Annotated in this window: 21 protein-coding genes and 2 pseudogenes; 11 read left to right on the forward strand and 12 right to left on the reverse strand. The window is 72.7% G+C overall.

All coding sequences use genetic code 11. The features are described 5' to 3' along the window. Positions 1 to 33: 33 nt before the first annotated feature. Positions 34 to 1,734, reverse strand: a complete 1,701-nt coding sequence (locus tag ACFWA7_RS15215) for a GH3 auxin-responsive promoter family protein (protein ID WP_385823326.1) — start codon at positions 1,732 to 1,734, stop codon at positions 34 to 36. Then, a complete protein-coding gene (locus ACFWA7_RS15220; RefSeq protein WP_385534871.1) occupies positions 1,721 to 2,371 on the reverse strand; it encodes a hypothetical protein in 651 nt (216 codons plus the stop codon). Before ACFWA7_RS15220 ends, ACFWA7_RS15215 begins: the two co-directional genes overlap by 14 nt. Positions 2,372 to 2,675: 304 nt before the next feature. Between ACFWA7_RS15220 and ACFWA7_RS15225 the strand changes: the two genes are divergently transcribed. From ACFWA7_RS15225 to ACFWA7_RS15235, 3 genes are all read left to right on the forward strand, one after another. Beyond that, positions 2,676 to 3,302: a YigZ family protein gene (locus ACFWA7_RS15225; protein ID WP_385534873.1), complete on the forward strand. Its 627-nt coding sequence runs from the start codon at positions 2,676 to 2,678 to the stop codon at positions 3,300 to 3,302. Positions 3,303 to 3,372: 70 nt separating this feature from the next. After that, on the forward strand, positions 3,373 to 4,572 hold the full coding sequence (locus ACFWA7_RS15230) for an exonuclease SbcCD subunit D (protein WP_385534875.1): 1,200 nt from the start codon (positions 3,373 to 3,375) through the stop codon (positions 4,570 to 4,572). Then, on the forward strand, positions 4,569 to 7,583 hold the full coding sequence (locus ACFWA7_RS15235; protein ID WP_385534877.1) for an AAA family ATPase: 3,015 nt from the start codon (positions 4,569 to 4,571) through the stop codon (positions 7,581 to 7,583). Before ACFWA7_RS15230 ends, ACFWA7_RS15235 begins: the two co-directional genes overlap by 4 nt. Before the next feature lie 16 nt (positions 7,584 to 7,599). Here the strand turns inward: ACFWA7_RS15235 and ACFWA7_RS15240 are convergent, their stop codons facing one another. Then, the gene (locus ACFWA7_RS15240) at positions 7,600 to 8,046 is read right to left on the reverse strand and encodes an Lrp/AsnC family transcriptional regulator (protein ID WP_385534879.1); all 447 of its coding nucleotides are present in this window, start codon (positions 8,044 to 8,046) and stop codon (positions 7,600 to 7,602) included. Between the two features lie 94 nt (positions 8,047 to 8,140). Between ACFWA7_RS15240 and ACFWA7_RS15245 the strand changes: the two genes are divergently transcribed. Then, a complete protein-coding gene (locus ACFWA7_RS15245) occupies positions 8,141 to 8,629 on the forward strand; it encodes a rhodanese-like domain-containing protein (protein ID WP_385534882.1) in 489 nt (162 codons plus the stop codon). A 59-nt stretch (positions 8,630 to 8,688) separates the two neighbouring features. On the opposite strand, the gene ACFWA7_RS15250 is transcribed toward ACFWA7_RS15245, so the two are convergent. Both ACFWA7_RS15250 and ACFWA7_RS15255 read right to left on the reverse strand, forming a co-directional pair. Beyond that, positions 8,689 to 10,371, reverse strand: coding sequence for a DUF885 domain-containing protein (locus ACFWA7_RS15250; RefSeq protein ID WP_385534884.1), 1,683 nt, complete (start codon positions 10,369 to 10,371; stop codon positions 8,689 to 8,691). Between the two features lie 50 nt (positions 10,372 to 10,421). Continuing rightward, the gene (locus tag ACFWA7_RS15255; protein WP_385534886.1) at positions 10,422 to 10,952 is read right to left on the reverse strand and encodes an Lrp/AsnC family transcriptional regulator; all 531 of its coding nucleotides are present in this window, start codon (positions 10,950 to 10,952) and stop codon (positions 10,422 to 10,424) included. Between the two features lie 59 nt (positions 10,953 to 11,011). Here ACFWA7_RS15255 and ACFWA7_RS15260 point away from each other — a divergent pair, with 59 nt between their 5' ends. Continuing rightward, complete coding sequence (locus ACFWA7_RS15260; RefSeq protein ID WP_385534888.1) at positions 11,012 to 12,274, forward strand: trans-sulfuration enzyme family protein; 1,263 nt, start codon at positions 11,012 to 11,014, stop codon at positions 12,272 to 12,274. On the opposite strand, the pseudogene ACFWA7_RS15265 reads toward ACFWA7_RS15260, so the two are convergent. Together ACFWA7_RS15265 and ACFWA7_RS15270 are read right to left on the reverse strand one after the other, a co-directional pair. Continuing rightward, positions 12,207 to 13,616 (reverse strand): annotated as a pseudogene (locus ACFWA7_RS15265) (GNAT family N-acetyltransferase); the annotation flags it as partial. The gene ACFWA7_RS15260 and the pseudogene ACFWA7_RS15265 sit on opposite strands and share 68 nt — an antisense overlap. A gap of 217 nt (positions 13,617 to 13,833) precedes the next feature. Continuing rightward, on the reverse strand, positions 13,834 to 15,423 hold the full coding sequence (locus ACFWA7_RS15270) for an alkaline phosphatase D family protein (protein ID WP_385823329.1): 1,590 nt from the start codon (positions 15,421 to 15,423) through the stop codon (positions 13,834 to 13,836). Positions 15,424 to 15,702: 279 nt separating this feature from the next. Here ACFWA7_RS15270 and ACFWA7_RS15275 point away from each other — a divergent pair, with 279 nt between their 5' ends. Continuing rightward, entirely contained in the window at positions 15,703 to 16,119 is a 417-nt protein-coding gene (locus tag ACFWA7_RS15275) for a VOC family protein (RefSeq protein ID WP_385823331.1), read from the forward strand. A 40-nt stretch (positions 16,120 to 16,159) separates the two neighbouring features. Here ACFWA7_RS15275 and ACFWA7_RS15280 read toward each other — a convergent pair whose 3' ends face one another. Then, on the reverse strand, positions 16,160 to 17,644 hold the full coding sequence (locus ACFWA7_RS15280) for a PLP-dependent aminotransferase family protein (RefSeq protein WP_385823333.1): 1,485 nt from the start codon (positions 17,642 to 17,644) through the stop codon (positions 16,160 to 16,162). A 47-nt stretch (positions 17,645 to 17,691) separates the two neighbouring features. Between ACFWA7_RS15280 and ACFWA7_RS15285 the strand changes: the two are divergent. Beyond that, a pseudogene (locus ACFWA7_RS15285) lies at positions 17,692 to 18,480 on the forward strand (EamA family transporter); the annotation flags it as partial. A gap of 99 nt (positions 18,481 to 18,579) precedes the next feature. Here ACFWA7_RS15285 and ACFWA7_RS15290 read toward each other — a convergent pair. Then, positions 18,580 to 19,410, reverse strand: a complete 831-nt coding sequence (locus tag ACFWA7_RS15290) for an alpha/beta fold hydrolase (RefSeq protein WP_385534896.1) — start codon at positions 19,408 to 19,410, stop codon at positions 18,580 to 18,582. A gap of 186 nt (positions 19,411 to 19,596) precedes the next feature. Here ACFWA7_RS15290 and sigJ point away from each other — a divergent pair, with 186 nt between their 5' ends. Continuing rightward, positions 19,597 to 20,505: an RNA polymerase sigma factor SigJ gene (gene sigJ, locus ACFWA7_RS15295; RefSeq protein ID WP_385823335.1), complete on the forward strand. Its 909-nt coding sequence runs from the start codon at positions 19,597 to 19,599 to the stop codon at positions 20,503 to 20,505. Between the two features lie 249 nt (positions 20,506 to 20,754). Beyond that, positions 20,755 to 21,516, forward strand: a complete 762-nt coding sequence (locus ACFWA7_RS15300; protein ID WP_385534900.1) for a GntR family transcriptional regulator — start codon at positions 20,755 to 20,757, stop codon at positions 21,514 to 21,516. A 270-nt stretch (positions 21,517 to 21,786) separates the two neighbouring features. On the opposite strand, the gene ACFWA7_RS15305 is transcribed toward ACFWA7_RS15300, so the two are convergent. The 3 genes from ACFWA7_RS15305 to ACFWA7_RS15315 all read right to left on the reverse strand — a co-directional run bounded on the left by ACFWA7_RS15305 (position 21,787) and on the right by ACFWA7_RS15315 (position 24,860). After that, a complete protein-coding gene (locus ACFWA7_RS15305) occupies positions 21,787 to 22,944 on the reverse strand; it encodes an ROK family transcriptional regulator (protein WP_385823337.1) in 1,158 nt (385 codons plus the stop codon). An 88-nt stretch (positions 22,945 to 23,032) separates the two neighbouring features. Beyond that, positions 23,033 to 23,683 (reverse strand): response regulator transcription factor, encoded by a 651-nt coding sequence (locus ACFWA7_RS15310; protein ID WP_101387208.1) that lies wholly within the window; start codon positions 23,681 to 23,683, stop codon positions 23,033 to 23,035. A 4-nt stretch (positions 23,684 to 23,687) separates the two neighbouring features. After that, positions 23,688 to 24,860, reverse strand: coding sequence for a sensor histidine kinase (locus tag ACFWA7_RS15315; protein ID WP_385534904.1), 1,173 nt, complete (start codon positions 24,858 to 24,860; stop codon positions 23,688 to 23,690). A gap of 107 nt (positions 24,861 to 24,967) precedes the next feature. Here ACFWA7_RS15315 and ACFWA7_RS15320 point away from each other — a divergent pair, with 107 nt between their 5' ends. Together ACFWA7_RS15320 and ACFWA7_RS15325 are read left to right on the forward strand one after the other, a co-directional pair. Continuing rightward, entirely contained in the window at positions 24,968 to 25,972 is a 1,005-nt protein-coding gene (locus ACFWA7_RS15320) for an ABC transporter ATP-binding protein (protein WP_385534906.1), read from the forward strand. A gap of 3 nt (positions 25,973 to 25,975) precedes the next feature. Continuing rightward, positions 25,976 to 26,722, forward strand: a complete 747-nt coding sequence (locus tag ACFWA7_RS15325) for an ABC transporter permease (RefSeq protein WP_385823339.1) — start codon at positions 25,976 to 25,978, stop codon at positions 26,720 to 26,722. Positions 26,723 to 26,733 lie beyond the last annotated feature (11 nt).

The following is a 26,733-nucleotide window of genomic DNA, read 5'->3' on the forward strand; positions in this document are numbered from 1 at the left end:
AGTGGGGTGCGGCCGCGCCTGGAGGAGTGCCGTTCAGGAACCGTTCCCGTCGGTGAGTCGTTGCCATTGCGCCGGGTCTTGGCGGAAGAGCCGGTCTTTGACCTGGGTGGGGCGGACGCCGGTGGCGACGGCGGCGTGCCAGTCGTCGAGGAAGGCGTCGGGGTGCAGATGCAGGGAGGTGGGGGCGCCCAGGCGGTGGTGGGTCCGGGCGTGGTGATAGCCGGGGGATTCGTGGCCGAGGGCGTGGTCGAGGCGCTTCAGGAACGCTTCGGTTTCGTCTCCGCTCCAGGGGGTGGCCGAGGCGAGGGCGAACCGGTAGGCGGGGGTGCCGTGTTGTGCGTGGGTGACGCGACAGGCGGTGTTGCGCAGTTCGAGGCCGCCTGCGGCCAGGGCGGTGCCGAGGGCACGCAGGACGTGGGCGTCGCGCAGACGTTCCCCGGCGGCGTTGGAGAGGGAGCTGCGGCCGGTGTATTCGAGGCGCGGCACGCCGTCCTCGCGGTCGACGACCCGTACGACGTCGCCGACGGCGTAGCGGTAGAGGCCGCCGATGTGGCTGAAGACGGTGTGGTAGTCGCGGCCCACCTCAAGCTCGTGGGGCTGGAGGGTGGGCATGTCCGGGGTGAGATCGGCGTCGGCGTCGGCGAACTCGTGTACGGAGGCGGTGACGACGAGGCTTCCGGCGGTCGGGTGACGGTCGAGGGCGACGCCGGTGGGGCCCTCCGATGCGGCGACCGGGGCGGGCAGGAGGGTGACCGCCGGCCCGAACTCCTCGCGCAGCCGCGGCAGATAGAGCGAGGCGAGGCCGGTGGTCCAGCAGAACAGGGCCCGCATCCGCGGCCAGATGTGGGCGGGCCGGACCCGCCCGAAGCGCGCGGCGAGGCGGTCGAGTTCGCGGGCGCGCTCAGGGTTGGGGGAGCCGTGGGGGTGTCCGCCCAGGGTGCCGTCGCGCACCTCTTGGACGATGCGCTCCCACCACAGGTTCAACTGGTGGGGGAGGGCGGCGACCATGGCCGGGTTGATGCCGATGACACAGCGCACATCGCTCTCTACGGCCAGGCGCAGCCGCAGATACATCTTCTCCAGATGCGCATCGGCCGCCACCGGCACCGGCAGGGTGGCCCAGGGGGCACTCGTGCCGGGCTCCGCGGAGAGCGGCTCACCGAACCTGGCGCCGAAGTCGACCTGGCTGGCCCCGACGTGTGGCTTGCCGGAGGCCGTGGTGGGCGGGGCGGCGATCGGGTCGTGCTTGAGGTTCAGTACCGCGTCCGGGCGCGCGAGGACGTCGGGGAAGTGCTCGATGAGCGGCGCCCAGGCGGCGTAGTAGAAGGGAAAGAACGTGGTGCGCATGAACTGCGGGGTGACGGGGATCTTCTTGCGGGCGCCGGTGCTGCCGCTGCTGGTGAAGAAGACGGCGGGTCTGTCGGCGGTGAGGATGTTGTCCTCGCCGGCCGCTGCCCGTTCGATCCAGGGGGCGAGGCCGCTGTAGTCCTGCACGGGTACGGCCTTGCGCCAGTCGTCCAGCGTACGGATCCGGGCGAAGCCGTGGGCGCGCCCGTAGGCGGTGTCGGCGTTGAAGGCGAGCAGGTCCTCCAGGACCCGCTGCTGGTGTCCGGCCGGATCCGCGAACGCCGCCCGCAGCCGGGCCCGCTCGGCGAACACCCGCGACCGGTACCGTCCGATCCGCTGCGGATCGGCCCAGGACAGGCCGTCCTGACGAGTCTCAGACGTAGTCATGACAGAGCACCTCCCGCACCGCGTCGGCGGTCCGCCCGGGGGAGTTCTGCTGCTCCACGACCGTCACCGGGAGATCCCGGATCTCGTCCCGCATCAGCTTCTCCAGGTCGGTCTGGTACCGCTCGAACGACGTCCGGTTCGGCCGCTCGCCGTAGTGTTCGAGGGAGTTGAGCCGGGTCCCGCGGCGGCTGCGGCGCCAGGCCTCGTGCGGCGAGACCTTGAGGTAGACGACGTGGCGCGGCTGCGGGAACGAGCGCCACCAGTCGTACATGGGGTTCTCGCTCACCCCCGCGAGGCGGCACTTCGCGAGGATCTTGTAGTAGTACGAGTCGACGAGGAGCGGCCGTCCGTCGGCGGCCTCCGCGGCCGTGAGGAGCTGGTCGCGCAGGTGCACCACGGCGGTCTGGAGCATGCTGGCCATGAAGTCCGGCGAGTAGGCGCCGTCCGGGGCCGCGACATCCTTGACCACGTCGCGCCGCAGCCGGCCGATCAGCGCGTGCCGGTCGGTGAGGAAGTGATCGTCGACCGAGACGACCCGGACTGGCTCCGGGTCTCCCGCGAGCCGTGACATCGCCGATGACTTGCCCGCGTAATCGCCTCCCAGGAGGACGGAGAATAACGGGAGGTTTGATGACATATCGGGTTGCTCCTTACGAACCGGCGCACTCTCTGCTGTGGCACGACTCCTCCCCGCAGCCTGGGGGAGGTGCCTATAGGGAGAGTTGAGGATCAAGGGGGAGGAGCGGGTGAAGGTTCAACTGACATCCACCCGGCGTGGCCTGCGTGTGCCGCCGGATATCCGCCCCGAGCGTGCCGTCGCGCCGAGCCGGGTGACATCGGTCACCCCGCACCCCTGGGGCGGGCCGGGGATCTCGGTCTCCAGGTCCGGGGCGCCAGGGCGACCAGCAGGTCAGACGTGTGGCACCGCATAGGGTGGCCGTATGCAGGAGCAGTACCGGACGATCGCCCGCGAGGGCGTGCACGAGACCGAGGTCAACCGATCGCGGTTCCTCTGCGCGCTCGCGCCCGCCGCGACCGAGCAGGAGGCGCAGGACTTCATCGCGCGCGTCCGCAGGGAGCACCCGACGGCGACCCACAACTGCTTCGCGTACGTCATCGGGGCCGACGCCTCGGTGCAGAAGGCGAGCGACGACGGCGAGCCGGGAGGGACCGCCGGAGTCCCGATGCTCCAGATGCTGACCCGCCGCGAGGTGCGGTACGCCGTCGCCGTCGTCACCCGCTACTACGGCGGCGTGAAGCTCGGCGCCGGCGGGCTCATCCGCGCGTACGGGGGAGCGGTCGGCGAAGCCCTCGACGCGCTCGGCACCGTGGTGCGCCGGCGGTTCCGCCTCGCCACCGTCACCGTCGACCACCAGCGCGCGGGCAAGCTGGAGAACGATCTGCGGGCCACCGGCCGCGCGGTGCGCGAGGTGCGCTACGCCGAGGCCGTGACCATCGAGATCGGCATCCCGGAGGCGGACGTGGAGTCCTTGCGGCGCTGGCTCGCGGATGTCACCGCGGGCAGCGCGACGCTGGAGCTCGGCGGAGAGGCGTACGGGGACGCGTGACAACTCTGCGCCGTACCGGTAAGGCAGTTGCCGCCCGGGATGTCCGACCCCACCGTTACCCTCGGGGATCATGAGATTCCTGCACACGTCGGACTGGCACCTGGGACGGTCGTTCCACCGGGTCGCCCTGCTCGACGCCCAGGCCGCGTTCCTCGACCACCTGGTGGCGACGGTGCGCGAGCGCGACGTGGACGCGGTCCTCGTGGCAGGGGATGTCTACGACCGGGCCGTGCCGCCGCTCGCGGCCGTGGAGCTCTTCGACCGCGCCATCCACCGCCTCGCCGAGGAGGGCGTGCAGACGGTCATGATCTCCGGGAACCACGACTCGGCCCGGCGGCTCGGCGTCGGCGCGGGCCTCATCGAGCGGGCGGGCATCCATCTGCGCACCGACCCGGCCGGGTGCGGCACTCCGGTGCTGCTGTCCGACGCCCACGGCGAGGTGGCTCTCTACGGGCTGCCCTACCTCGAACCGGCCCTGGTCCGCGACGAGTTCAAGACCGCCAAAGCCGGGCACGAGCAGGTCCTCGGCGCGGCCATGGAGCGCGTCCGGGCGGATCTCGCGGCACGCGCGCGAGGCACCCGCTCCGTCGTCCTCGCCCACGCCTTCGTGGCGGGCGGAGAGGTCAGCGACAGCGAGCGGGACATCACGGTCGGCGGGGTCGCCGCCGTGCCCGCGGGAGTCTTCGACGGCGTCGACTATGTGGCGCTCGGCCATCTCCACGGCAGCCAGACCCTCTCCGACCGCGTGCGCTACTCGGGCTCCCCGCTGGCGTACTCGTTCTCCGAGACCACCCACCGCAAGTCGATGTGGCTCGTCGACCTGGCCGCCGACGGATCGGTGGCCGCCGAGCGGATCGACTGCCCGGTCCCGCGCCCGCTCGCCCGCATCCGGGGCCGGCTCGACGACCTGCTCGAAGAGCCCGCCCTTGAGCGTCACGAGGGGGCGTGGGTCGAGGCGACGCTCACCGACCCGGTCCGCCCCGACGACGCGATGGCCCGCGTCGCCGCCCGCTTCCCGCACACGCTGAGCCTGGTCTTCGACCCGGACCGCGCCCCCGAGGACCCGCTCGCCTCGTACGCGCGACGCCTCCAGGGCCGTACCGACCAGGAGATCGCGGAGGACTTCGTGGCCCATGTGCGCGGCGGCAGCGGCCCGGACGAGCGGGAGCGGACGGTGCTGCGCGCCGCCTTCGACGACGTACGGGTCGAGTCGGCGCTCACCCAGGACCACGCGCGCGAGGGCGCGGCCGCACGGGAGGGGGCCCGATGAGGCTGCACCGGCTGCGCGTCACCGCCTTCGGCCCCTTCGGCGGCACCCAGGAGGTCGACTTCGACGCGCTCTCCGCCGCCGGGCTCTTCCTGCTCCACGGGGCGACCGGCGCGGGCAAGACCTCCGTCCTGGACGCCGTCTGCTACGCGCTGTACGGGGCGGTGCCCGGAGCCCGCCAGAGCCCCGGCGCCACCCTGCGCAGCGACCACGCCGCGCCCGAGACCGTCACCGAGGTCCTGCTCGATCTGACCGTCGGCGGACGGCGGTTGGAGATCACCCGGCGGCCCCAGCAGAACCGGCCGAAGAAGCGCGGCACCGGCTTCACCTCCGAGAAGGCGCAGACCTGGCTGCGCGAGTACGACGCGCGGGACGCCGTCTGGCAGGCGCTCAGCCGCTCCCACCAGGAGGTGGGGGAGGAGATCGGGCAGCTCGTCGGTATGAGCCGCGAGCAGTTCTGCCAGGTCGTCCTGCTGCCGCAGGGCGACTTCGCCAAGTTCCTGCGGTCCGACGCCGAGGCGCGCGGCAAGCTGCTCGGGCGGCTCTTCGACACCGGCCGCTTCGCCGCTGTCGAAGAGCGTCTGGCCGAGCTGCGCCGCGCCGCCGAACAGCAGGTCAGAGCCGGTGACGAGCGGCTGCTCGCGCTCGCCCAGCGGATGGCGCAGGCCGCCGGGGACAGTGCGGACGCGCGCGACTGGCCCCTGCCGGAGCACCGCCCGGGGGAGCCCGGGCTCGCCGAGGCCGTCCTGGAGTGGGCCGCTGTCGCGCGCGCCGGGGCCCGCGAGCGGCTCGCCGTCGCGGAGTGCGCCGTCACGGCCGCCGAGAGCCGGCAGGCCGCCGCCCGTATCGCGCTGGACGACGAGCGCCGCCTCGCCGAGCTGCAGCGCCGTTACGCGGACGCCCGCCGCCGCGCCGACGAGCTGGCCGCGGCCGAGCCCCGCCGCGCCGCCGTGCGGGACCGGCTCGACCGGGCCCGCAAGGCCGACCTCGTCGCCCCCGCCCTCACGCTGCGCGCGGAGACCGAGCGCGAGCACCACACGGCGGCCACGGCCCGCGAGCGCTCCCGCGCGCTGCTGCCCCCCGATCTGGCCGAGGCGGGGGCGGACCAACTCGGCGCGCTGGAGCGGCAGATGCGCCAGGAGCTGGGCGCGCTCGACGCCGCCCGCAGGGCCGAGGCCCGCAGCGCCGAGATCACCGCCGAGCGCGCCGAGCTCGACCGCCAGGCCAGGGCCGACGAGCAGCTGCTCCTCGACGCGGCCGGCTGGCTCGCCTCCTGGGAGGGCGACCGCCGGCGCCACCAGGAGCGCATCGACGCCGCCCACCAGGCCGCCACCCGTACCGAACAGCTGGCGGGACGGCTCGAACCGGCCCGGCGCAGGCTGGCGGCGGCCCGCGACCGCGACGCCCTCCACGCGCGCGTGGCCGCGGCCGAGGAGCGGCAGAGCACTGCCCGGGAGCGGGCCAACACCGCCCATGAGCACTGGCTCGCCCTGCGCGAGGAGCGGCTGCGCGGCATCGCGGCCGAGCTCGCCGCGGGGCTGCGCGACGGCGAGGCGTGCGCCGTCTGCGGCTCGCCCGAGCACCCCGCCCCCGCGCGCGCCACGACCGGCCAGGTGGACCGTAGGACGGAGGAGGCCGCCCACGAGGCGTACCGGCAGGCCGAAGCGGCCCGCGCCGAAGCCGAGCGCGCCCTCGCCTCCGTACGCGAGCGGTTCGCGGCGGCGAGCGCGGAGGCGGGCACGGAGACCCTCGCCGTGCTCGACGGCCAAGTGCGCGAGTGGGGGGCCGAGTACGGCGAGAGCCGTGCGCTGGCCGCCGGGCTGCACGCCGCCCGGGAGGCCTTCGAGAGCGCGGAGCGCGAGCACGCGCGACGCCTGGCGCAGCAGCGCGAGGCGGACAGGCGCGTCTCGGCCCGTACCGCACGGCGCGAGGAGATCGACCGGGAACAGGCCTCCCTGGAAAGGGAGTTGGCGGCGGCCCGGGGCGAGGCGCGCAGCGTCGCCGAGCAGGCGGACCTGCTTGAGCACCGGGCCGGGCTGCTCGCCGGGGCCGCCGGGGCCGTCCGTGAGGTCGAGGCGACCGCCCAGCGGCTCAAGGACGCGGACGGGCGGCTCTCCGAGGTGGCCTTCCGAGCCGGGTTCGACACCCCTCGGGCAGCGGCGGAGGCTTTCCTCGACGACCGGCAGCAGCGCGAGCTCCAGCACCGGCTCGACGAGTGGCAGCGCGAGGAGGCGGCCGTCGCCGACCGGCTCGCCGAGCCCGCCACGGTCGCGGCGTCCGCGCGCCCGGCCGCGCGGACCGAGGAGGCCGAGGCCGCCCACGCGCGCGTGGAACGGGCTCTCCGGGAGGCCGCCTCGGTGCTCGCCGCCGCGCGCGCCCGCTGCGCCGAGCTCGGCCGGCTGGGGCGGGAGGCCGCCGCGGAGACGCGCCGGATCGGGCCGCTGCGCGAGGAGTACGACCGGGTGGCCCGCCTGGCCGGGCTCACCGCGGGCACCTCCGCCGACAACGAGCGCAAGATGCGCCTGGAGTCGTATGTGCTGGCCGCGCGCCTTGAGCAGGTGGCGGCCGCCGCGACGGCCCGGCTGAGCCGGATGTCCGGCGGGCGGTACACACTGGTGCACTCCGACGCCCGGGGCGGACGCGGCCGTTCCGGCCTGGGGCTGCATGTGGTCGATGCCTGGACGGGCCGGGAGCGCGACACCGCCACGCTCTCGGGCGGCGAGACGTTCTTCGCGTCGCTCGCGCTGGCGCTGGGCCTGGCCGATGTGGTCACCGACGAGGCCGGGGGCGTGCGGCTCGACACGCTCTTCATCGACGAGGGCTTCGGCAGCCTCGACGACCAGGCCCTGGACGAGGTCCTGGACGTACTGGACTCGCTGCGCGAGCGGGACCGCAGCGTCGGCATCGTCAGCCATGTCGGGGATCTGCGCCGCCGTATCCCGACCCAGCTGGAGATCGTCAAGGAGCGCAACGGGTCGGAGGTGCGCCACCGCTCGGCTGGGGCCGGGGATTAGGTACCCCGGCCGGCGCTCAGCGGCCGATCGCGCGTCGGGGCAGTGGCGAGGAGTAGACGACGCTTGTCGTCACCGACCCCAGTGCGCCGATCTTCCCGGAGATCTCCTCCAGGTGGCTCATCGACCGTGCGCCGACCTTGATCACAAAGCAGTCGTCGCCCGTGACGTGGTGCGCCTCCATGATCTCCGCAGTCGCCTCAAGGAGATCGTGGAACGGCTTGTAGTTGCCGTTCGGGTACCGCAGCCGTACGAAGGCGAGGATGCCCCGGCCGAGCCGCTCCTGGTCGACGATCGCCGTATAGCCCGAGATCACCCCCGCTTCTTCGAGTCGCCGCACCCGTTCCGTCACGGCGCTCGGGGACATGGCGACGGCGCGGGCCAGCTCCGCGAAGCTGGCCCGGCCGTCCTGCTGGAGGGCGTCCAGGATGCGCCAGTCGGTGTTGTCCGGGGAATACTCGGTCATGGCTGCCAGACAACAGTGAAATCCCCGGCGAATCAAGAGATGTTCCGGGGATCGTATCTTCCGGCCAATGATCAAGAGCCGTAGATTTCTGGCCATGACAACAACGCAGCTCGCCACCGCCGCCAACCCCGTCCTGCGCGTCGCCCCGGCCGCGCCCGCCGACGCCGCCGCGTACTTCCGCGCCAGCCTGGTCTTCCACGCCGATGTCTCCGACGTGGCGTCCGTGCTGGCCCAGGGTGGAGAGCAGGGCTTCGTCGTGCTGGACTCGCGCTCCACGGAGGCCTGGGACCAGGGCCATGTGCCCGGCGCCGTGCACCTGCCGACCGCGCTCATCGCCGAGCAGGCCGAGCAGCTGCTCGACAAGGCCGTGCCGGTCGTCACCTACTGCTGGGGCCCCGGCTGCAACGGCGCCACCCGCGCCGCCCTCGCCCTGGCCGAACTCGGCTACCAGGTCAAGGAGATGCTCGGCGGCTTCGAGTACTGGGTGCGCGAGGGCTTCGAGTTCGAGACCTGGGAGGGCCGCGGGAAGCGCGAGGCCGATCCGCTGACCGCGCCCCTCGGTGCGCAGAACTGCGGCTGCTGACGGCCCGGCCTCGGGCGGCGGGCCGTGGGTGGTGAGCCGGGCCCACCACCCACACCGCGTCAGAGCTTGGACAGCTCGTCCACCAGGTCGTCGAGGCCCAGCGGTCCCTGTGAGAGCGCCGCCATGTGCCAGGCCCGGGCGTCGAACGCGTCGCCGTGGTGCTTCTTCGCGTTCTCCCGGCCCATCAGCCAGGCCCGCTCGCCCAGCTTGTAGCCGATCGCCTGGGCGGGCACGGACAGATACCGGGTGAGCTCGCTCTCCACGAAGTCCGCCGGACGCCCGCTGTGGTTCCCGAAGAACTCCTGCGCCAGCTCCGGCGTCCACCGCTCGCCGGGACGGAACGGCGAGTGGTCCGGAATCTCCAGCTCCAGGTGCATGCCGATGTCGACGATGACCCGGCACGCCCGCATCATCTGCGCGTCCAGGTAGCCCAGCCGCCGCTCCGGGTCGGGCAGGAAGCCCAGCTCGTCCATGAGCCGCTCGGCATACAGCGCCCAGCCCTCGGCGTTGGCGCTCACCGTGCCGATGGTCGCCTGGTAGCGCGAGAGCCGGTCCGCCACGTGCCGCCACTGCGCGATCTGCAGATGGTGACCCGGAACGCCCTCGTGGTACCAGGTCGAGACCAGGTCGTACACCGGGAAGCGGGTCTCGCCCATGGTCGGCAGCCAGGTGCGGCCGGGGCGCGAGAAGTCCTCCGAGGGGCCCGTGTAGTAGGGCGCGGCGGCGCTGCCGGGCGGCGCGATGTGCGACTCCACCTTCCGTACCCGCTCGGCGAGTTCGAAGTGCGTGCCGTCCAGCGCGTCGATCGCCTCGTCCATCAGGGCCTGGAGCCACTCGCGGACCTCGTCCACACCCTCGATGTGGGCGCCGTGCTCGTCGAGGTGCGCCAGCGCCTCCCAAGGGCCCGCGCCCGGAAGGATCTTGTCGGCCTCGGTCTTCATCTCGCCGAGGATGCGGTGGTACTCGGACCAGCCGTAGGCGTACGCCTCGTCGAGGTCCAGGGTCGTCCCGTTGAAGTAGCGCACCCACCGGGCGTACCGCTCGCGGCCCACGGTGTCCGGCGCCCCGGCGATCGCGGGCGCGTACACCTCGCGCAGCCAGTCGCGCAGGGCGACCAGCGCCCCGCCCGCCACGCGCGCGCCCGCGTCCAGTTCGGGGCGCAGGGACTCGGGGCCCGGCGCGACGAACTCCTCGAACCAGTTGCGTTCCGTGCCGATCCACTCGGTGAGCTGGCCGGTGAAGGTGGCCGTGGCGCGCGGGCCGGCGAACAGCTTGCGGTCGAGCCCCAGTTGCAATGCGGCGCGATAGCCCTCAAGGGCTGCGGGGACGGCCCTGAGCCGGGCCGCGACATCCGCCCAGTCCGCCTCGTCGGCGACCGGCATCATGGTGAACACCTGGCGCACCGAGTGGACGGGCGAGCGCAGATTGCTGATGCAGCGCAGGCCCTCCTGGGCGTCGTGGACGGCGAGTTCGGACGTCAGGCGCTCCCGCAGCAGTCTGGCGCAGCGCCGCTCGGAGTCGCTGTCCGCGCCCGGCAGCCGCTCCGCTTCGTCGAGCCGCGCCAGCGTCGCGCGGGCCAGGTCGGCCACGGCCGTCTGCCCGGCGGGCGTGAAGTCCGGAAGCAGCCGGGCGCTCTTGCGCACGCCCAGATAGGTACCGGTGATGGGGTCGAGTTCGATGAGTGCGTCGACATAGGCGTCGGCGACCTGGCGGGGCAGCACGCTGCTGGAAGTGTCTGGCATGGACCACATACTCGTACGAGCGGAGGCTCCGCGTCACCAACAGGCGACCTTCAGCCACCAGAGGCGGAAGGGGAGAGAGGGGACGAAGCGGAAGTTGACACCGGTGTCGACGAGGGTGGCAGCAGAGGGCCGCACTCCCACTGCTGGAAGATCAGCCGCGTCTCCACCCGGGCGACTTCGCGCCGCGAGGTGAACTCGTCGATGACCAGCCGCTGAAGGTCGGAGGTGCCCGTCACGGCCACGTGGACCAGGTAGTCGTCCGGGCCGGTGAGGTGGAACAGGGCACGGGACTCCGGAAGCGCCCGGATGCGCTCGACGAACGGGCCGATCAGTTCACGCCTATGTGGTCGCACCTGTACGGAGAGGAGTGCCTCCAGGCCACGGCCCATTTTGGCCGGGTCGAGACGGAGCTGGTGGCCCAGGATGACTCCGGAGCGGCGCAGCCTGGTCACCCGGTCGAGGCAGGTGGAGGGCGCCACGCCCACCTGCGCCGCCAGATCACGGTAGGTGGTCCGGGCGTCGTTCTGCAGAAGGCGCAGAATGTCCAGATCCACCGGGTCCAGTGCGACAGAATCGGCCATTGGCCGAACGTAGCACGGACCTCGCCGCTCATTTCCGGTCACGTCTCCACAGTTCCGCCATGGACTCCGACACGCAGGACCGCGACCAGGCCGCACCCCGTGCCCTGGCCACCGAAGCCGTCCACGCCGGCCGCGACGACCTCGCGGGACTCGGCCTGCACGCCCCGCCGATCGACCTCTCGACGACCTACCCCTCGTACGACAGCGCGGCCGAAGCAGCCCGGATCGACGCCTTCGCGGCCACCGGACTGCTGCCCGAAGGGCCCCCGGTGTACGCCCGCCTCGACAACCCCACCGTGGGCCGTTTCGAGACAGCGCTCGCACGGCTGGAAGGGGCCGACGGCGCCGTCGCGTTCGCCAGCGGCATGGCCGCCCTCTCCGCCGTGCTGCTCGCCCGGGCCTCGGCCGGCCTGCGGCACGTGGTCGCGGTCCGGCCGCTGTACGGCTGCAGCGACCACCTCCTGGACGCCGGACTCCTCGGTACGGAGGTGACCTGGGTGGACCCGGCGGGCATCGCCGACGCCCTGCGGCCCGACACCGGTCTGGTGATCGTGGAGACTCCGGCCAATCCGACGCTCGCCGAGGTCGACATCCGGGCCGTCGCCCACGCCTGCGGCTCGGTGCCGCTGCTCGTCGACAACACCTTCGCCACGCCCGTGCTCCAGCGGCCGCTCGAACAGGGCGCGCGGATCGTGCTGCACAGCGCCACCAAGTACCTGGGCGGCCACGGCGACGTCATGGGCGGGGTCGTCGCCTGCGACGACGCGTTCGCCCGGCAGCTGCGCCAGGTGCGGTTCGCCACCGGCGGCGTCCTGCACCCGCTCGCGGGCTATCTGCTGCTGCGGGGCCTGGCGACGCTTCCGGTACGGATGCGCGCGGCCGCGGGCAGCGCCGCGGAGCTGGCCCGCAGACTGGCCGCCGACCCGCGGGTGTCCCGCGTCCACTATCCGAAGGTGGGCGGGGCGATGGTCTCCTTCGAGGTGGACGGCGATCCGCACCGCGTCATCGCGGGCGTCCGGCTCATCACCCCGGCCGTGAGCCTCGGCAGCGTCGACACCCTCATCCAGCACCCGGCCTCCATCAGCCACCGCATCGTGGCCGAGGGAGACCGGCGCTCCGCCGGGGTGAGCGACCGCCTGCTGCGGCTCTCGGTCGGTCTGGAGGACGTGGAGGACGTGTGGAACGATCTGGACCGGGCGCTCAGCGCTCCGCCTGCGACGCCTGCTCGAACGATGCCTGCTGTTCCAGTGACGGACGCTCGGACTCCGAGCGCTCGAACGACGGACGCGCCGGTACGCGAGCCTTCGGCAGCCGGGCGGTGACCACCAGGGTGCCCTCCTCGATCTGGTAGTCGAGCGGCAGGCCGAGGCCGCGCATCGCCGCCACCATCCCGGTGTTGGAGGACTGCGTCACCGCGTACACGCTCTCGCAGCCCGCCTCGACCGCCAGCGCCACCAGGCGCTCCAGGAGCTCGGAGCCGATGCCCCGGCGCTGCCAGTCGTCCTCGACGAGCAGCGCCACCTCGGTCTCGTCGCCGTCCCACAGCAGATGGCCGAGGGCGACGAGCCGCCCGGAGGCGGTCTGGGCGGTGAGGGTGCGGCCGTAGCGGGGGCTGAACAGGTGGTTGAGGTAGCGGTCGGCGTCGCCGACGGGGCCGTGGTAGCGCAGGCTCAGTGTGCGGTCGGAGCAGCGCTCGTGCATGGCCTTGGCGGCGTCGACGTCGTCCTGACCGGCCCGGCGGACGGTGATCTCGTTGCCCTCGGGCAGGGTGAGGACGTCCTGGCTGCGCGGGATGCGCGGGCCGAGCCGCGCGTCCAGCTCGACCAGCGCGCGCGCCCGCGCGAACTCGGTCGGGGTGAACGGGAGGTAGGGCCGCTCGATGGTGATGGCCCCGCCGTTCGGGTCGCGCAGCCGCATGGTGGTCGACTCGAGTACGCCCTCGACCGGCGCCGTCTCACCGGTCGGGCGGCCGGACAGGGACACGGCGGGCAGCGAGTGGATGGTGCACCGGCCCAGCAACTGCCGTAGCGCGAGCGGCAGTTCCGCTGCGTCGAGCGCGGTCCGGGTGGCGAGTCCGAGGACCCGGGTGGGCGCGTCCACGAGGTCGTGCGCGTCCGCGCGCTCCAGCCAGATGTCGCCGCCGCCCGCCGCCGCGATCTCCCGGGTGAGCCGGTCGCCCGCCAGCTCGGCGGGGGCCCGCAGCAGGAACTCGTCGACGGTGCCGTCGGCCAGCGGGTGCGTCTGGAGGGTGAGGATGTCGACCCGGCTGTGGGCGAGCGCGGTGCACAGGGCGGCCAGGCTGCCCGGCTCGTCCCGCACGGTGGCCCGCATCCGCCACAGCGAGGTCTCGCGGGGCGCCGTCTCCGCTTCGGCGGAGCCGTCGGTGGACGCGGCGTCGGTGGGGCCGGGCGCCGCGCCCGTATCCGCGGGCGTGTCCGCCGGAGGTGCGTGGCTGTGGCGCCTGGCCCACCACGTGTGGAACGCCGCCGTGGCCACCAGGGCGACCGCCGAGGCGATCAGCAGGAACGGTCCGTCGGGCCCGTGGGCGACCATGTTCGCCAGCCCGTCGGCCACCGCCACGGCCGTGAACAGCGCGGCCAGCTCGATCATGTCCCGCCGCCAGTGGTGGCGGCGGGTGCTCCTGCGGGCATTCAACTCAGGCATCTCAGTCATGCCATCACTGTGACCGAGCGGTGTTGCGTGATCACGAACGCTTTGTGACTGATGGGTTAAGTGTGGTTCTGGTGGTTTTCTAGCCGTTTCTTACGCCTTGTGGCGCGGAATGACCGGCTCGGTGCCGCAGTCCGTACGTCGTCTCCGGCGTACGTCATCACTGCCGTACGCCGTCACGAACGCCTGCCCCGTAGCCGACCGTACGTCGCTACTGCCCCACCAGCCCTGGCCTGAGGACCTTGGTGAAGAGTACCGAACCGCCCTGGGCGCGCAGTCGCACCGTCAGTTCGCCGCTGCCGCCGTCGATCTCGATCTCGCCGAAGTTCGGCGGGGTCTCCATCGGGGAGGCGTTGGCCTTCACCGGCGCGTGGACGAAGACCTGGTCGGGGCCGAAGGTCGCGTCGAGCGCGTTCGCCGGGAACCCGCCCGCGGCGAGCGGCCCCGACACGAACTCCCAGAACGGGGCGAAGTCCTTGAAGGCGGCCCGTGACGGTTCGTAGTGCTGGGCCGCCGTGTAGTGCACATCGGCCGTCAGCCACAGCGTGCCGGTGATCCGGCGGTGCTTGATGAACCGCAGCAGCTCGGCGATCTGGAGCTCGCGCCCGAGCGGCGCGTCCGGGTCGCCCTGCGCCACGGCCTCGAAGTTGGCCGGGCCGTCGGCGACGACCAGACCGAGCGGCATATCGGCGGCGATCACCTTCCACACCGCCCGGGAGCGCGCGAGTTCCCGCTTCAGCCACTCCAGCTGCTCCGCGCCGAGGATGCCCACGGTGTCGTCGGCCTGTCGCCCGGGGGAGTTGGCGTCGCGGTAGGTACGCATGTCGAGCACGAACACGTCGAGCAGCGGCCCGTGGCGCACCACCCGGTGCACGCGCCCCTCCCGGCTGCCCGGCCGCAGGGTGGAGACGGGGAAGTACTCGCTGAAGGCCCGCAGCGAACGGGCGGCCAGCACATCGACGTTCTTCTCGGTGTAGCGGGCGTCGTCCAGGATCTGCCCCGGGTACCAGTTGTTCCGTACCTCGTGGTCGTCCCACTGGACGATGGAGGGCACCTGCGCGTTGAACCGCCGTACGTTGTCGTCGAGCAGGTTGTAGCGGAAGTTGCCCCGGTACTCGGCCAGCGTCTCGGCGACCTTGGACTTCTCCTCGGTCGTGATGTTCCGCCAGACCCGGCCGTCGGGCAGCGTCACGCTGGGCAGGATCACCCCGTCCGCGTAGATGTTGTCTCCGCTGGACAGGAAGAAGTCCGGGTTGAGCTGCCGCATCTCGTCGTAGACGCCGAAACCCCCGATGTCCGGGTTGATGCCCCAGCCCTGCCCGGCGATGTCGCCCGACCAGAGGAAGCGCACGTCCTGGTGGCGCGAGGCGGGCGCCGTGCGGAACGTGCCGTACACCGGCTTGCCGGTACGGCGCGGGTCGTCGGGGTCGGCGAGTGTGACCCGGTAGTGGATCTGCTCACCGGCCGGCAGGCCGCGCAGCTGCGTCGTACCGGTGAAGTCCGTGCCCGGTCCGAGCAGCGGGCCCTGCCATCTGCGCGGGCGGCGGAACGATTCGGTGGCGGAGGTCTCCACGACCATCCGGGCGGGCCGGTCGGACCGGGCCCAGACGAGCCCCGACGACGCCGTGATGTCACCGGCCTGCACACCCCAGTCGGCGCTCGGCCGCCCGGAGAGCGCCAGCGCGGGCGCGGCCGTGGCCGTGGCGAGCCCGGCGGGCAGGGCGAGGCCCGCCGACGCGGCGAGCGAACCCTTCAGTACGGTACGGCGGTTGGGCGAGGGGATCCGAGGGCGGTACGGCATCGAGGCGCCTCCAGGAGCGGCGTGGTGAGGTGGGGCGGTGTGGTCCGGTGCGTGCGGATCCGTGCTATGCCTACTGCCCGGCTGCGGCGCGTGCGCGAACCCCAGGTGAACAACCGGATGTTGGCCCTGGGCCGCTGGACCGAGGACGGCCGGACCAGGGTGAGCGGCGGGGGACCAGGGAACCATCGACTGGGTGATCTTCGTTGGGTACCTTGCGGTACGGGCCGCCGTCGCGGCGGCCCCGGACGACGGCCATAGCGAAAGCACAGGGGGGCTCCCATGCCGGTCGGAGGCCGTTCACACATCCGCATCGCCCGTCCGTCGCGCGATCTGGCCGCGGCGGAGCGCTTCTGGGTCGAGGGCCTGGGCCTCGACGTCCTGTGGCGGCACGACGCGGAGAGCACCGCCCCCGGCGAGCACGCGCTGCTGATGGCCGGCTGGCCCGACGCCGACTGGCATCTGGAGCTGATCCACGAGCCGGCCGCTCCCGTCGAGCCCCGGCCGACCGAGGAGGACCTGCTGGTCATCTACGCGGACGAAGAGGTTCCGCAGGACCTGGTGGCCCGCCTGGAGGCACACGGCGGCAAGCGGGTCCAGTCGCCCAACCCGTACTGGAACGAGTGGGGCGTGACGATCGAGGACCCGGACGGGTACCGGTTGTTGGTGCTCTCCAAACGGGGCTGGGCCAACGCCTGATGTCAGCGGGCCCGACTCCTGAAGCGGTTCGGCCCGACGCCTAGGTCCCTGCGCGTGCGGCTCCGGCGAGGAGCCGCACCCCGCGCGCGATGTCGGACGGTGTCAGATGGGCGTACCCGAGCACCAGCGCGACGCCGTCGCCCGCTTCGGCGTCCGTTCCCGCTTCGGTCCCGCGTGAGCTGTAGTACGAGAGCGGGCGCACGGCCACGCGCGCGTGGGCGGCGCGTTCGAGGAGGCGGGGCTCCGGGCCGTACCGAGCGGGCAGCCGGGCGATGATGTGCAGTCCGGCCGCGATGCCGCTCACCTCGCTGCCGGGGAAGTGCTCGCGGAGCGCGCCGACCAGCGCGTCCCGCCGCTCCCGGTAGGCGCGCTGGCACCGGCGCAGCTGACGGTCGTACGCGCCGCTGGTGAGGAAGTCCGCGAGCAGCGCCTGGTCGAGGGCGGGATTGCCGAGGTCCATGGTGCGTTTGCGGGTGACGATCGCGCCGGTCAGCCGCTCCGGCGCGAGCAGCCAGCCGAGCCGCAGCCCGGGGGCGAGGGACTTGCTCACCGACCCGGTGTACGCCACGTGTTCCGGGTCCAGCCCCTGGAGAGCCCCGACCGGAGCCCTGTCGTAGCGGAAGTCGCCGTCGTAGTCGTCCTCGACGACGAGCCCGTCCACCGCCCGCGCCCAGTCCAGGAGTTCGGCCCGCCGGCACGCGGAGTAGGCGATTCCGGACGGGAACTGATGGGCCGGAGTCGTCACCGCGACCCGTACCCCGCTCGCGTACAGCGGGTCCATCGCCAGGCCCTCCTCGTCGAGCGGCAGCAGCCGGGTCCGTACGCCGGTGGCCGCGAACAGCGCGGTGTGCTCGGGGCTGCCCGGATCCTCGACGCCCACGGTCCGCTCGCCCCGCTCCCCGAGTACGAAGCCGAGCAGCGTCGTCGCCTGGGCCACCCCGGAGCACACCACGATCCGCTCGGGGTCGGCGACCACTCCGCGCCGCCGGGCGAGCAGCGCGGCCAGCGCGGTCCGCAGCTCGGGCAGCCCGCGCGGATCGGGATAGCCCAGCGCCCGGTGCGGCAGCCGCTCCAGGACGCCCTTGTGTGCGGTGGCCCAGGCGGCACGCGGGAACAGCGACAGGTCCGGGGTGCCGGGCAGGAAGTCGACGAGGGCGCCCGGGGCGCGCGGAGCCAGATCACGCGCGCGTGGCGCGTCGGCGGCGCGCGCCGCCCCGCCCACCCAGGTGCCCGAGCCCCGGTCGCTGCGCAGATAGCCCTCGGCGGTGAGCTGCTCGTACGCCTCGGTGACAAGGCCGCGCGAAACCCCGAGGTCGGCGGCGAGTTCACGGCTCGACGGCAGCCGAGTCCCGGCCGCCAGCCGCCCCGACCGCACGGCCTCCCGGAACGCCGACTGGAGCATCCGGCCCCGCTGCCGGGCCGGCGCCGCGGCGGCCGGAAGCAGTAGTTCCCAGGCCGCGTTCCACGACGGCGGCGCGTCGGCGCCGTGCGGCGCGGAGGGCGGAGTGGTCCCCGATGGCGTCATGGAAGTGGACCTTAAACAAGGCCACCGCGCTGCCTAGCGTCGGGCTCATGAACGTCTCACAGCTGCGGGGCGCGGCGTTCGCCGCCGTCGCCTGCTTCCTCGTCGGCGGCTCCTTCACCGCCAACAGCGTCCTCCGCGACTACCCGCACGCGGGCGGCCAGGCCGTCCGTTACGGCCTCGCCTGTCTGTTGCTGCTCCCACTGCTCGGCCGGGGCGCCACCGCGCCGCTGCGCGGCCTCGGCGGAGCGCAGTGGGGCAGGCTCGCGCTGGTCTCCGCCGTCGGCATGGTGGGCTTCAACCTGGCGGTGCTGGCCGCCGAGCGCACGGCCGAGCCCGCCGTCCCCGGTGTCTTCGTCGGGTGCGCGCCGGTCGTGGTGGCGGTCCTCGTGCCGCTGCTCGACGGACGGCGGCCCACCCGGCCGGTGCTCCACGGAGCGCTCCTGGTGACGGCCGGAGCCTTCACCGTGCAGGGGTGGGGCCGTACCGACGCGGTGGGCATCGCCTGGTCGGCGGGTGCGCTGGTGGGCGAGGCGGGGTTCGCGGTGCTCGCGGTGCCGGTGCTGCGACCGCTCGGCCCCAAGCTGCTCTCGGCGGCCGTGTGCGGCGTCGCGGCCGTCGAGTCCGCCGCGCTCGCCCTCGTACTGGACGGCCGGGCGGCGCTGCGGCTGCCCGACGCCACCGAGACGGTGGCCCTGATCTGGCAGGCCTCCGTCGTCACCGTGGTCGGATTCGTCTGCTGGTACATGGGCGTGCAGCGGATCGGCGCCGAACGGGCGACGCTCTTCTCCGGCCTCATCCCGGTGTCGGCCGCGCTCACGGCCCCGCTGGTCGGCGCCGGAGCGTACGGCACGGCGCAGGCCGCAGGCAGTGCGCTGGTCGGTGCCGGGGTCGCGCTGGGCGCCGGGGTGCTGGGCCGGCGCCCGAAGCGCACCGGCTCAGCGGCTGGTGTCGAGGATGACGCGCGCGACCAGGGCCGGGTCGTCGTTCATCGGGACATGGCCGCAGCCGGGCAGCCGCACCAGCCGGGCGCCGGGGAGGGTGTGCTTGGCGCGGATCCCCTGACGGCGCAGCAGCAGCCGGTCCTTGGTGCCCCAGGCGACGGTGACCGGAACTCCGGGCACGTCGTCGGTGAACCGGACCGCGATCCCGGCGGCCAGGGTCTCGTCGAAGCCGGTGGCGTCGCGCAGCGCGAGCGTCTCGGCGACGACGGCCTCGGGTGAGCGGCGCCCGGGGCGCGCGTAGATGGTGCTCGTGAGCGCCGCGCGCCCGGCCGCGCTCCTGGACATCCGCTCGATGACCGGCAGTGGCAGCAGCCTCGACCCCCGCCGCATCGCGGTCAGCGTCGCGAAGGCGTAGCGGCGCTCCGCCTGGGTCCAGAACCCGGCGGGGGAGAGGGCCGTCACCGACCGTACGAGCTTCTCGCGCCCCAGCTCCAGGGCCAGCAGCCCGCCCAGGGAGTTGCCCGCCACGTGCGGCCGCTCGATGCCCAGCTCCTCGCAGAGCGCGCCCAGCGTCGGCACGACCGTCCGCAGGCCGTACGAGACGCCCTCGGGCAGCGCCGGGGACTCGCCGAAGCCGGGCAGGTCAACGGCTATGACGTCGCGCTCGGCGGCCAGAAGGTCGAACACCGGGTCCCATGCCTGGCGGTGGTGGCCGATACCGTGCAGCAGGAGCAGCGGATCGCCGGAACCGGCCCGCCGGTAGGAGACGGTGACGGTGCGGCTGCCCCGGGGGGAGCCGATCGTGAAGGAGACCTCTTCGGCCATGCTGCTGCTCCCGGTCGTGGACGGACGGCGCCGCGCGGGCGGCGGTAGACACCCTGTCAGCAACAATTACCCTTCGGTAGCTTGGAGTTCAAGGGGCGGGTCCCGGACACCGCGCAAGGGGCGAAGAATCGAACAGTGCGGGTTCTCCTTCTGGACAGCCGGTTGCCGGTCGGCTGGGATGGAGCGGTGACTGCCGCCACTGCCGCCGAGATCTTCGAAGTCCACAGGTCCGTCCTCACGGGCGTGGCCTACCGCATGCTGGGCCGCGTGGCCGACGCCGAGGACGTGGTGCAGGAGGCGTGGCTGCGCTGGTCGGCGCAGGACCGCGACGGCGTGCGCGACTCGCGGGCGTTCCTCGTACGGATCACCACCCGGCTCGCCATCGACCGCCTCAGACAGATCCAGGCGCGCTGCGAGGCGTACGTCGGCCCCTGGCTGCCCGAGCTGGTCGCCACCGATTTCGGGCCCGTCGTACCGGATACGGTCGAACAGGCCATGCTGGCCGATTCCGTCTCGCTCGCCGTCCTGGTCGTCCTCGAATCGCTGTCGCCGCTGGAGCGGGCGGTGTTCGTCCTGCGTGAGGCGTTCGGCTTCCCCTTCGCGGAGATCGCGGCCACCCTGGACCGCTCGGAGCCCGCCGTGCGCCAGCTCGCGGGGCGCGCCCGGCGCCATGTCGACGAGCGCAAGCCGCGCTACGACGTCGACCCCGCCCACCGCCGCGACCTCACCGAGCGGTTCATGGCCGCCGCGGGCGGCGGCGATCTGGACTCCATGCTCTCCCTGCTCGCCCCCGACGTCCGTTTCATCGGCGACAGCGGCGGCAAGTCCAAGGCCCCGACGCGGATCATCGAGTCCGCCGACAAGGTCGGACGCTTCCTGTACGCGGTGTCGCACGAGGGCGGGCCCGAGGGCGACTTCCGCATCACGGAGATCAACGGCGGCCCGGCGGTACTCGTCCTCTACGACGGCAAGCCGGACAGCGTCCTGCAGCTCGACGTCCTCGACGGCCGCATCCACTGCATCTACGTCGTACGAAACCCGGACAAACTGACCGCACTCGTCTGCGAGGAGTACGTGGACCAGTCGCCCTGTTAGTCCCACTCGCCCCAGCAGTCACGACTCCGTGCCCGGATCCGGGCACGGAGTCGTGACTGCGCCCTGCTCACGGGACCGCGAACGTCTTGTGAACGCTCTGGGACCAGGGGTCGATTCGTTCCGTAAGGGAACGAGGATTGGTCTTGACCAAGGGGGTGTGCCGCCCTATGGTCGCAGAGTTAGTGCAGGAACCTTTAATAAACAAGGGCGCAGAAAAGCCGCCGGGGCACGGCGATTGCGGAGGACAGGGTGGGGACCACGCAGCTGGACACGGTGCCGGAGCCGAAGTACTGGCACCTCAAGACCGTGCTGAGCGAGGCGCTCGACTCGGACTTCGCGGTGGGAGAGATCCTGCCCAACGAGCGTGAACTGGCCGCCCGTTTCGGCGTCGCCCGCGCCACGCTCCGCCAGGCTCTGGAGCAGCTCGAACTCGAAGGCAGGCTGCAGCGCCGCCGCGGCGTCGGCACGACCGTCGCCCCGCCGCGCGTGGGTGTCTCCGTCGGCGCCGAAGAGCACGACTGGCCCGGCACCGCCGGTGACGCCTGGCAGGCCGCCGACTGTGCCGTCGGCACCCCGCCGCTCGCGGTGGCCCGGCTCTTCGACACCGAGCCGCTCGAAGAGGTGCACACCGTCCGCCGGATCCGCGCCACGCACGGCCAGCCCGTCGCCGCGGAGCTGCTCTACGTACCGGCGTCCTCCGTGCCGGACCTCACCGCGATCGACGCGCCGTCCGGACCGGCCCGCGCGCGCAGCGTGCTGCGCGAGCTCCAGCGCCTCGACCTGGAGGGCCAGGACCGCGCGGTCGAGCTCGGCTCGGCCCGCGCCGACGACGCGAAGGAGCTCGACCGGCTGCCGGGCGCGCCCGTCCTCGTCGTGACCACGCGCTACTTCTCCCTCGGCCGGACCGTCGCCGTCTCGGTGGCGACCTACCGCGCCGACACCTGCCGCCTCACCTTCGGCGACTCGGGCGACCTCCAGATCCGCCACGACGGCCACCGCCAGGCCTCCTGACCGCCAGGCCTCCTGGCCCCGCGCGCCCGATTTTTGATACGGCCCGCCGCTCTACGAGTGGCGGGCCGTTCGCGCGCGGGCTGCGGGCTGCGGGCTGCGGGCTGGAGGCTCGGGGCCGGGCTGGCGTCGACGCCGGTCGACTCTCGATTTCGAGGCCGGGGGATCGGGCTGGGGCTGGGGCTGGGGCGTGGCTCTGCCTTGTCGCCCGGGATTGCGGGACCCAGCCCTGTCGTGCTCTCGGCCCGCCGTAGCCCCCGCCCGCCCACCCGCTCAGCGGCGAGCCGTCACCGTGCCCTCGACCGCGAACAGCTGCTCCTCGACGTGATCGAGCGCAAGGCGCAGCGCACCGGTCGCCACCGCCGCCTCCCCGAGCAGGGAGAGGGTCACGCGTGGTGGCCGCAGGCAGTACCGCGCCAGCTCCTGGCGCAGGGGGTCGAGCACACCGTCGATCCCCGCCGCCCAGCCGCCGACGACCACCAGCTCCGGGTCGAGCGCGAGAACCAGGGCCGCCACATCGTGGACCAGCCGTTGGATGAACCGCTCGACCGCCTCCTGCGCACCGCTGTCGCCCCGCTTGGCCAGCGCGAACACATCGGCGACCGCCTGCTCGTCCAGCGGGTGCAGCGGCTCCCCGGTCGTCGACAGCAGCTTCTCCGGCGTCACGTCACGGCCCAGCAGATGCAGCGCCCCGATCTCGCCTGCCGCGCCGCCGAACCCCCGGTGCAGCCGCCCGCCTATCAGCGACCCGGCTCCCGGGCTCAGCCCGGCCAGTACGAAGACGATGTCGTCGGAGTCGGTCGCCGCGCCCTTCCAGTGCTCGGCCACGGCCGCCGCGTTGGCGTCGTTCTCGACCAGCACCGGGCAGCGGAACGACCGCCGCAGCCGCTCACCAAGGGCCAGCCCGGTCCATTCGGGCAGCGCCGTCCCGAGCCGCACGGTGCCGTCGGCCTCCACTATGCCGGGGCTGCCGACACCGACCGCACGGAGCGAACTCCGCGCCACCCCGGCCCGCCGCAGCAGGTCGGCCACCGTCGCCCGAACCCGCTCCAGGCGCTCATCGGCGGAGGCCGTCTCGGACACCTCGCGCGACCCGGCGCCCACGATCCGCCCGTCGAGGCCGGACAACAGCGCCGCCACCCGGTGCGGGCCGATCTCGATGCCCAGCAGATGGCCCGCCTCGGCCCGGAACCTGAACCGGCGTGCGGGCCGTCCCTGACGGCGCGCCTCACCCTCCTCGGGAGCCGACTCGACGACGAGTCCGCCCTCCATGAGCCCCTCGACCACACCCTCGACCGTCGGCCTCGACAGACCGGTGATCCGGGTCAGATCGGTGAGAGTGGGGGATTCCGCCCCACGCAGTGCATGGAGAACCACCGCGGAGTTGATCCGCCGCAGCAGAGAGGGATCCCCGCCGGTCAGCCGCCCCAACGTGTGTCCTCCCAGCTCGTGCGCGTGTCTGCCGGATCGTACTCGCTGGTCATGTATACGGCGAGTGGCGGATGGTCACGGAGCCGCATCAGCTCGGAGCCACGAATCCCGACTCGTACGCCGCGATCACCGCCTGGGTCCGGTCCCGGGCGCCCAACTTGGCCAGGACGGCGCTGACATGGGTCTTCACCGTCTCGGTGCCGACGATCAGCCGGGCGGCGATCTCCGCGTTGGAGAGCCCGCGCGCCATCAGCCGCAGAACGGCCGCCTCACGCTCGGTGAGTGCTGCCTTGTCCAGCGCCGCCCGTGCGTCCCGGTTGCCGTACTCGGCCGCGAGCGAACGGACCGCCGCCGGGAACAGCAGCGATTCGCCCTCCGCGACGAGCCGCACCGCGTGCACGATCTCGGCGGGCCGGGCCCGCTTCAGCAGAAACCCATCGGCACCGGCCCGCAGTGCTTCGTACACGTACTCGTCGTTCTCGAACGTCGTGACCACCAGGATCTTCGGCGGATCCTGCACCGTGCGCAGCACCGCCCGAGTGGCCTCTATCCCGTCGAGCAACGGCATCCGGACATCCATCGCCACCACATCGGGGCGCAGCTGGCGCACCAGCGGGATGACGGCGGCGCCATCGGCGGCTTCACCCACCACCTCGATGTCGGGCTGGGCCTCCAGTACGGCACGCAGACCCGCACGGACCAGGGGTTCGTCGTCGACGAGAAGAACGGTAACCGGCATCCGGTCAGCGTAGGCCGTCCAGCGGCAGCCGGACGCGCACCCTCCATTCCCCCTCCTGCGGACCCGACCGGGCCTCGCCGCCCAGCAGCGCCGCCCGTTCGCGTATGCCGCGCAGACCGCTGCCGCCCTGCACCTTGGGCATCGAACCCGCCAGCGGATTCGTCACATCGAGCTCCAATCGCTCTCCCAGCACAGCTATCCGCACCCGCACGGGCACCGGTCCCGAGTGCCGCAGCACATTGGTCAGCGCCTCCTGAAGGATCCGGTACCCCTCCCGGGAGACCGGACCCGGCACCAGGGCCAGCGGGCCGCTGAGCTCGGACTCCACTTTCGCCCCCGATGCCCGCGCCGATTCGAGCAGCCGGTCGGCCTCGTCGAGTGTCGGCCGCTGCCCCACCGGCCCCCCGCTCTCGCGCAGCACGAGCAGCACGCGCTCCAGGTCGTCCAGCGCCGCCCGGCCCGTCTCCTCGATCGCGGCCAACGCCCGGGCAGTGAAAGCCGGGTCGCCCGCCGCCCGGGCAGCGCCGGCCTGCACCACGGCGACGGTCAGCGCGTGTCCGATCGAGTCATGGATCTCGCGGGCGATCCGATTGCGTTCGAGCAGCCGCTCGGTCCGCTCCTCCAGCGCGGTCAGCCGCTCCTCTTTCGACGGGCCGAGCAGCCGCCGGGCGATGGCGGCGTCCAGCTCGCCGATGCCCGCCACACAGCCGAGCATGAGCAGAACGGGCAGCGGGGCCAGCAGCCACCACCACCAGTGCGGTGCCGCGTCGCGCAGGACGGGGACCTCGCTCCCCCCGTGGCCCATGGGGGCGGTGACCAGTTCGTAGGCGGTCATGGGGAGCCATACCGATATCACCATGGTCACCAGAGCGAGCGCCAGCCGGATCTCCAGCCATATGACTGTCCGCCAGCGCTCACCCCAACTGGCCGACGGCGCCGCGGAGACGGTCGCGTCGTGCCGCCCCCGCTCCTTCGGCACGACGAGCAACTGGACCTGCATCCCCTCGGCCAGGCGCACGGCCGGTATCAGCCCTATCAACAGCAGGGCGAGAAACGGGACATAAGGCTTTTCCATATCAATGAACAGCCAAATGCCGTACACCGCTACGGGCATCGACAGATGCAGCCATCGCGTGTACGTCACGGAGCGGCCCAGCGGGCGGAGAAAGCGGAACATGTCGCCATCGTGCCAGCGACCGGATCAGCGCGTCTCCCCCGCGCGGGGGAGACGGTCCCCACGCACGGGGGAGGCCCGGGACCTGCCACGACGGCGAATGTTGAGGCATGACCAGCATCGACGTCCAACAGCTCACCAAGGAGTACGGAACCACCCGTGCCGTGGACCGCCTGACATTCAGCGTGCGGCCCGGCCAGGTCACCGGATTCCTCGGCCCCAACGGCGCCGGCAAGTCCACCACCATGCGGCTCGTTCTGGGCCTGGACCGGCCGACTTCGGGCACCGCCACCATCGGCGGGCGCCCGTACGCGGAATACGACGAGCCGCTGCGCCACGTCGGCGCACTGCTCGACGCCCAGGCCGCGCACGGCTCGCGCACCGCACGGAACCATCTGCGGGCCCTGGCTGCCAGCAACCGAATACCGGCCCGACGCGTGGACGAGGTGCTGGAGGAGGCGGGGATCGCCCGTGTCGCGAGCCGGCGCATCAAGACCTTCTCCCTCGGTATGCGCCAGCGGCTCGGGATCGCCGCGGCCCTGCTCGGCGACCCCGCGGTGCTGATCCTCGACGAGCCCTCCAACGGGCTCGACCCGGAAGGGATCATCTGGATAAGGGAGTTGATGCGAGGGCTTGCCCGTGAGGGCCGAGCCGTCCTGGTCTCCAGCCATCTGATGAACGAGACCGCTTCGTTCGCCGACCACCTGGTCGTCCTCGGCCGAGGACGGCTACTGGCCGACACGCCCATGCAGGACTTCATCGACTCGCGCATTCAGCCGCGAGTGCGTCTGCGGACCACCGAAGGCAGCCGCCTGCACACCCTCCTGACGTCACGCGGCTTCGCACCTGTCCAGGGCGAGGACGGCCGCTGGATCGTCGAGGGCGCACGGGTCGAGGACGTGGGTCCGATCGCCGCGGCGGAAGGCATCCCGATCCTTGAACTCGCGACGGAGGAGGCGACGCTGGAGCAGGCCTATCTCGACCTCACGGCAGACGAGGCGGAGTTCGTGTCCGCTTCGTCGGGCAGCACCGACAGCCCCAACCCTCCCGCCCCTTCCCGCCAGTCAACCCCTTCTGACCGCTCTGTCCGTTCGACCACCGACCAGGAGGTATGAGCCGTGTCGTTCCCCGCAGTTCTCCACGCCGAGTGGATCAAGGTCCGCTCGCTCCGGTCCCTCGTCGGCTCGCTGATATCGGTGTTCCTGGCGACAGCCGGGCTGACCATCCTCGTCTGCGCCACGCTGGGACGCCCGGAGCCGGACAGCACCGACTTCGACCCCGTCCTGTTCTCCTACTACGGCCTGAACTTCGGGCAGATGGCGGCACTCACCTTCGGGGCGATAGCGATGGCCGCGGAGTACAAGAACGGGGGGATACGCGTCTCGCTCGGCGCCGTGCCCAACCGTGGGCTGTTCTACGGGGCGAAGCTGGCCGTGATCGGCGGTCTCGTCTTCGCCGTCGGCCTCGTCACCAGCCTGATCTCGTTCCTGTCCGGCCAGGCGCTCATGGACAAGGGATTCGGCATAGGCATCGGTGATCCTGGAGCACTTCAGGCGGTGGTCGGCTGCGCCCTCTACCTGGCCTTGCTGAGCCTGCTGGCCGCGGGCCTCGCGGCCCTGCTGCGGAGTGTCACCGGTGCAATGAGCATGCTCGTACCGCTGTTCCTGATCCTGCCCTTCGTGGTCGGGGACGTATCGCAGGGCGGCGGGGCCGCGGACTTCCTGCCGGACCGGGCCGGCCAGCAGATCCTGCTGCTCCACCCGGAAGGGCCGTTGGGGGCCTGGAGCGGTATGGCGGTGCTCGTGGCGTGGAGTGGGCTGGCCATGGTGGCGGGCTGGTGGGCGCTGCGGCGGCGGGACGCCTGAGAGGCCAATTG

This window comes from Streptomyces sp. NPDC059994, assembly GCF_042737755.1.
Classification (GTDB): Bacteria; Actinomycetota; Actinomycetes; order Streptomycetales; family Streptomycetaceae; genus Streptomyces.

Bases quoted from the DNA above. Each gene is read 5' to 3' on its own strand.
- ACFWA7_RS15270 (WP_385823329.1), bottom strand. From the start codon at position 15,423: ATGCCGTACCGCCCTCGGATCCCCTCGCCCAACCGCCGTACCGTACTG.
- ACFWA7_RS15260 (WP_385534888.1), top strand. From the start codon at position 11,012: ATGGACTCCGACACGCAGGACCGCGACCAGGCCGCACCCCGTGCCCTG.
- ACFWA7_RS15240 (WP_385534879.1), bottom strand. From the start codon at position 8,046: ATGACCGAGTATTCCCCGGACAACACCGACTGGCGCATCCTGGACGCC.
- ACFWA7_RS15230 (WP_385534875.1), top strand. From the start codon at position 3,373: ATGAGATTCCTGCACACGTCGGACTGGCACCTGGGACGGTCGTTCCAC.
- ACFWA7_RS15245 (WP_385534882.1), top strand. From the start codon at position 8,141: ATGACAACAACGCAGCTCGCCACCGCCGCCAACCCCGTCCTGCGCGTC.
- ACFWA7_RS15255 (WP_385534886.1), bottom strand. From the start codon at position 10,952: ATGGCCGATTCTGTCGCACTGGACCCGGTGGATCTGGACATTCTGCGC.
- ACFWA7_RS15275 (WP_385823331.1), top strand. From the start codon at position 15,703: ATGCCGGTCGGAGGCCGTTCACACATCCGCATCGCCCGTCCGTCGCGC.
- ACFWA7_RS15290 (WP_385534896.1), bottom strand. From the start codon at position 19,410: ATGGCCGAAGAGGTCTCCTTCACGATCGGCTCCCCCCGGGGCAGCCGC.
- ACFWA7_RS15280 (WP_385823333.1), bottom strand. From the start codon at position 17,644: ATGACGCCATCGGGGACCACTCCGCCCTCCGCGCCGCACGGCGCCGAC.
- ACFWA7_RS15225 (WP_385534873.1), top strand. From the start codon at position 2,676: ATGCAGGAGCAGTACCGGACGATCGCCCGCGAGGGCGTGCACGAGACC.
- ACFWA7_RS15310 (WP_101387208.1), bottom strand. From the start codon at position 23,683: ATGCCGGTTACCGTTCTTCTCGTCGACGACGAACCCCTGGTCCGTGCG.
- ACFWA7_RS15320 (WP_385534906.1), top strand. From the start codon at position 24,968: ATGACCAGCATCGACGTCCAACAGCTCACCAAGGAGTACGGAACCACC.
- ACFWA7_RS15215 (WP_385823326.1), bottom strand. From the start codon at position 1,734: ATGACTACGTCTGAGACTCGTCAGGACGGCCTGTCCTGGGCCGATCCG.
- ACFWA7_RS15250 (WP_385534884.1), bottom strand. From the start codon at position 10,371: ATGCCAGACACTTCCAGCAGCGTGCTGCCCCGCCAGGTCGCCGACGCC.
- ACFWA7_RS15220 (WP_385534871.1), bottom strand. From the start codon at position 2,371: ATGTCATCAAACCTCCCGTTATTCTCCGTCCTCCTGGGAGGCGATTAC.
- ACFWA7_RS15315 (WP_385534904.1), bottom strand. From the start codon at position 24,860: ATGTTCCGCTTTCTCCGCCCGCTGGGCCGCTCCGTGACGTACACGCGA.
- ACFWA7_RS15235 (WP_385534877.1), top strand. From the start codon at position 4,569: ATGAGGCTGCACCGGCTGCGCGTCACCGCCTTCGGCCCCTTCGGCGGC.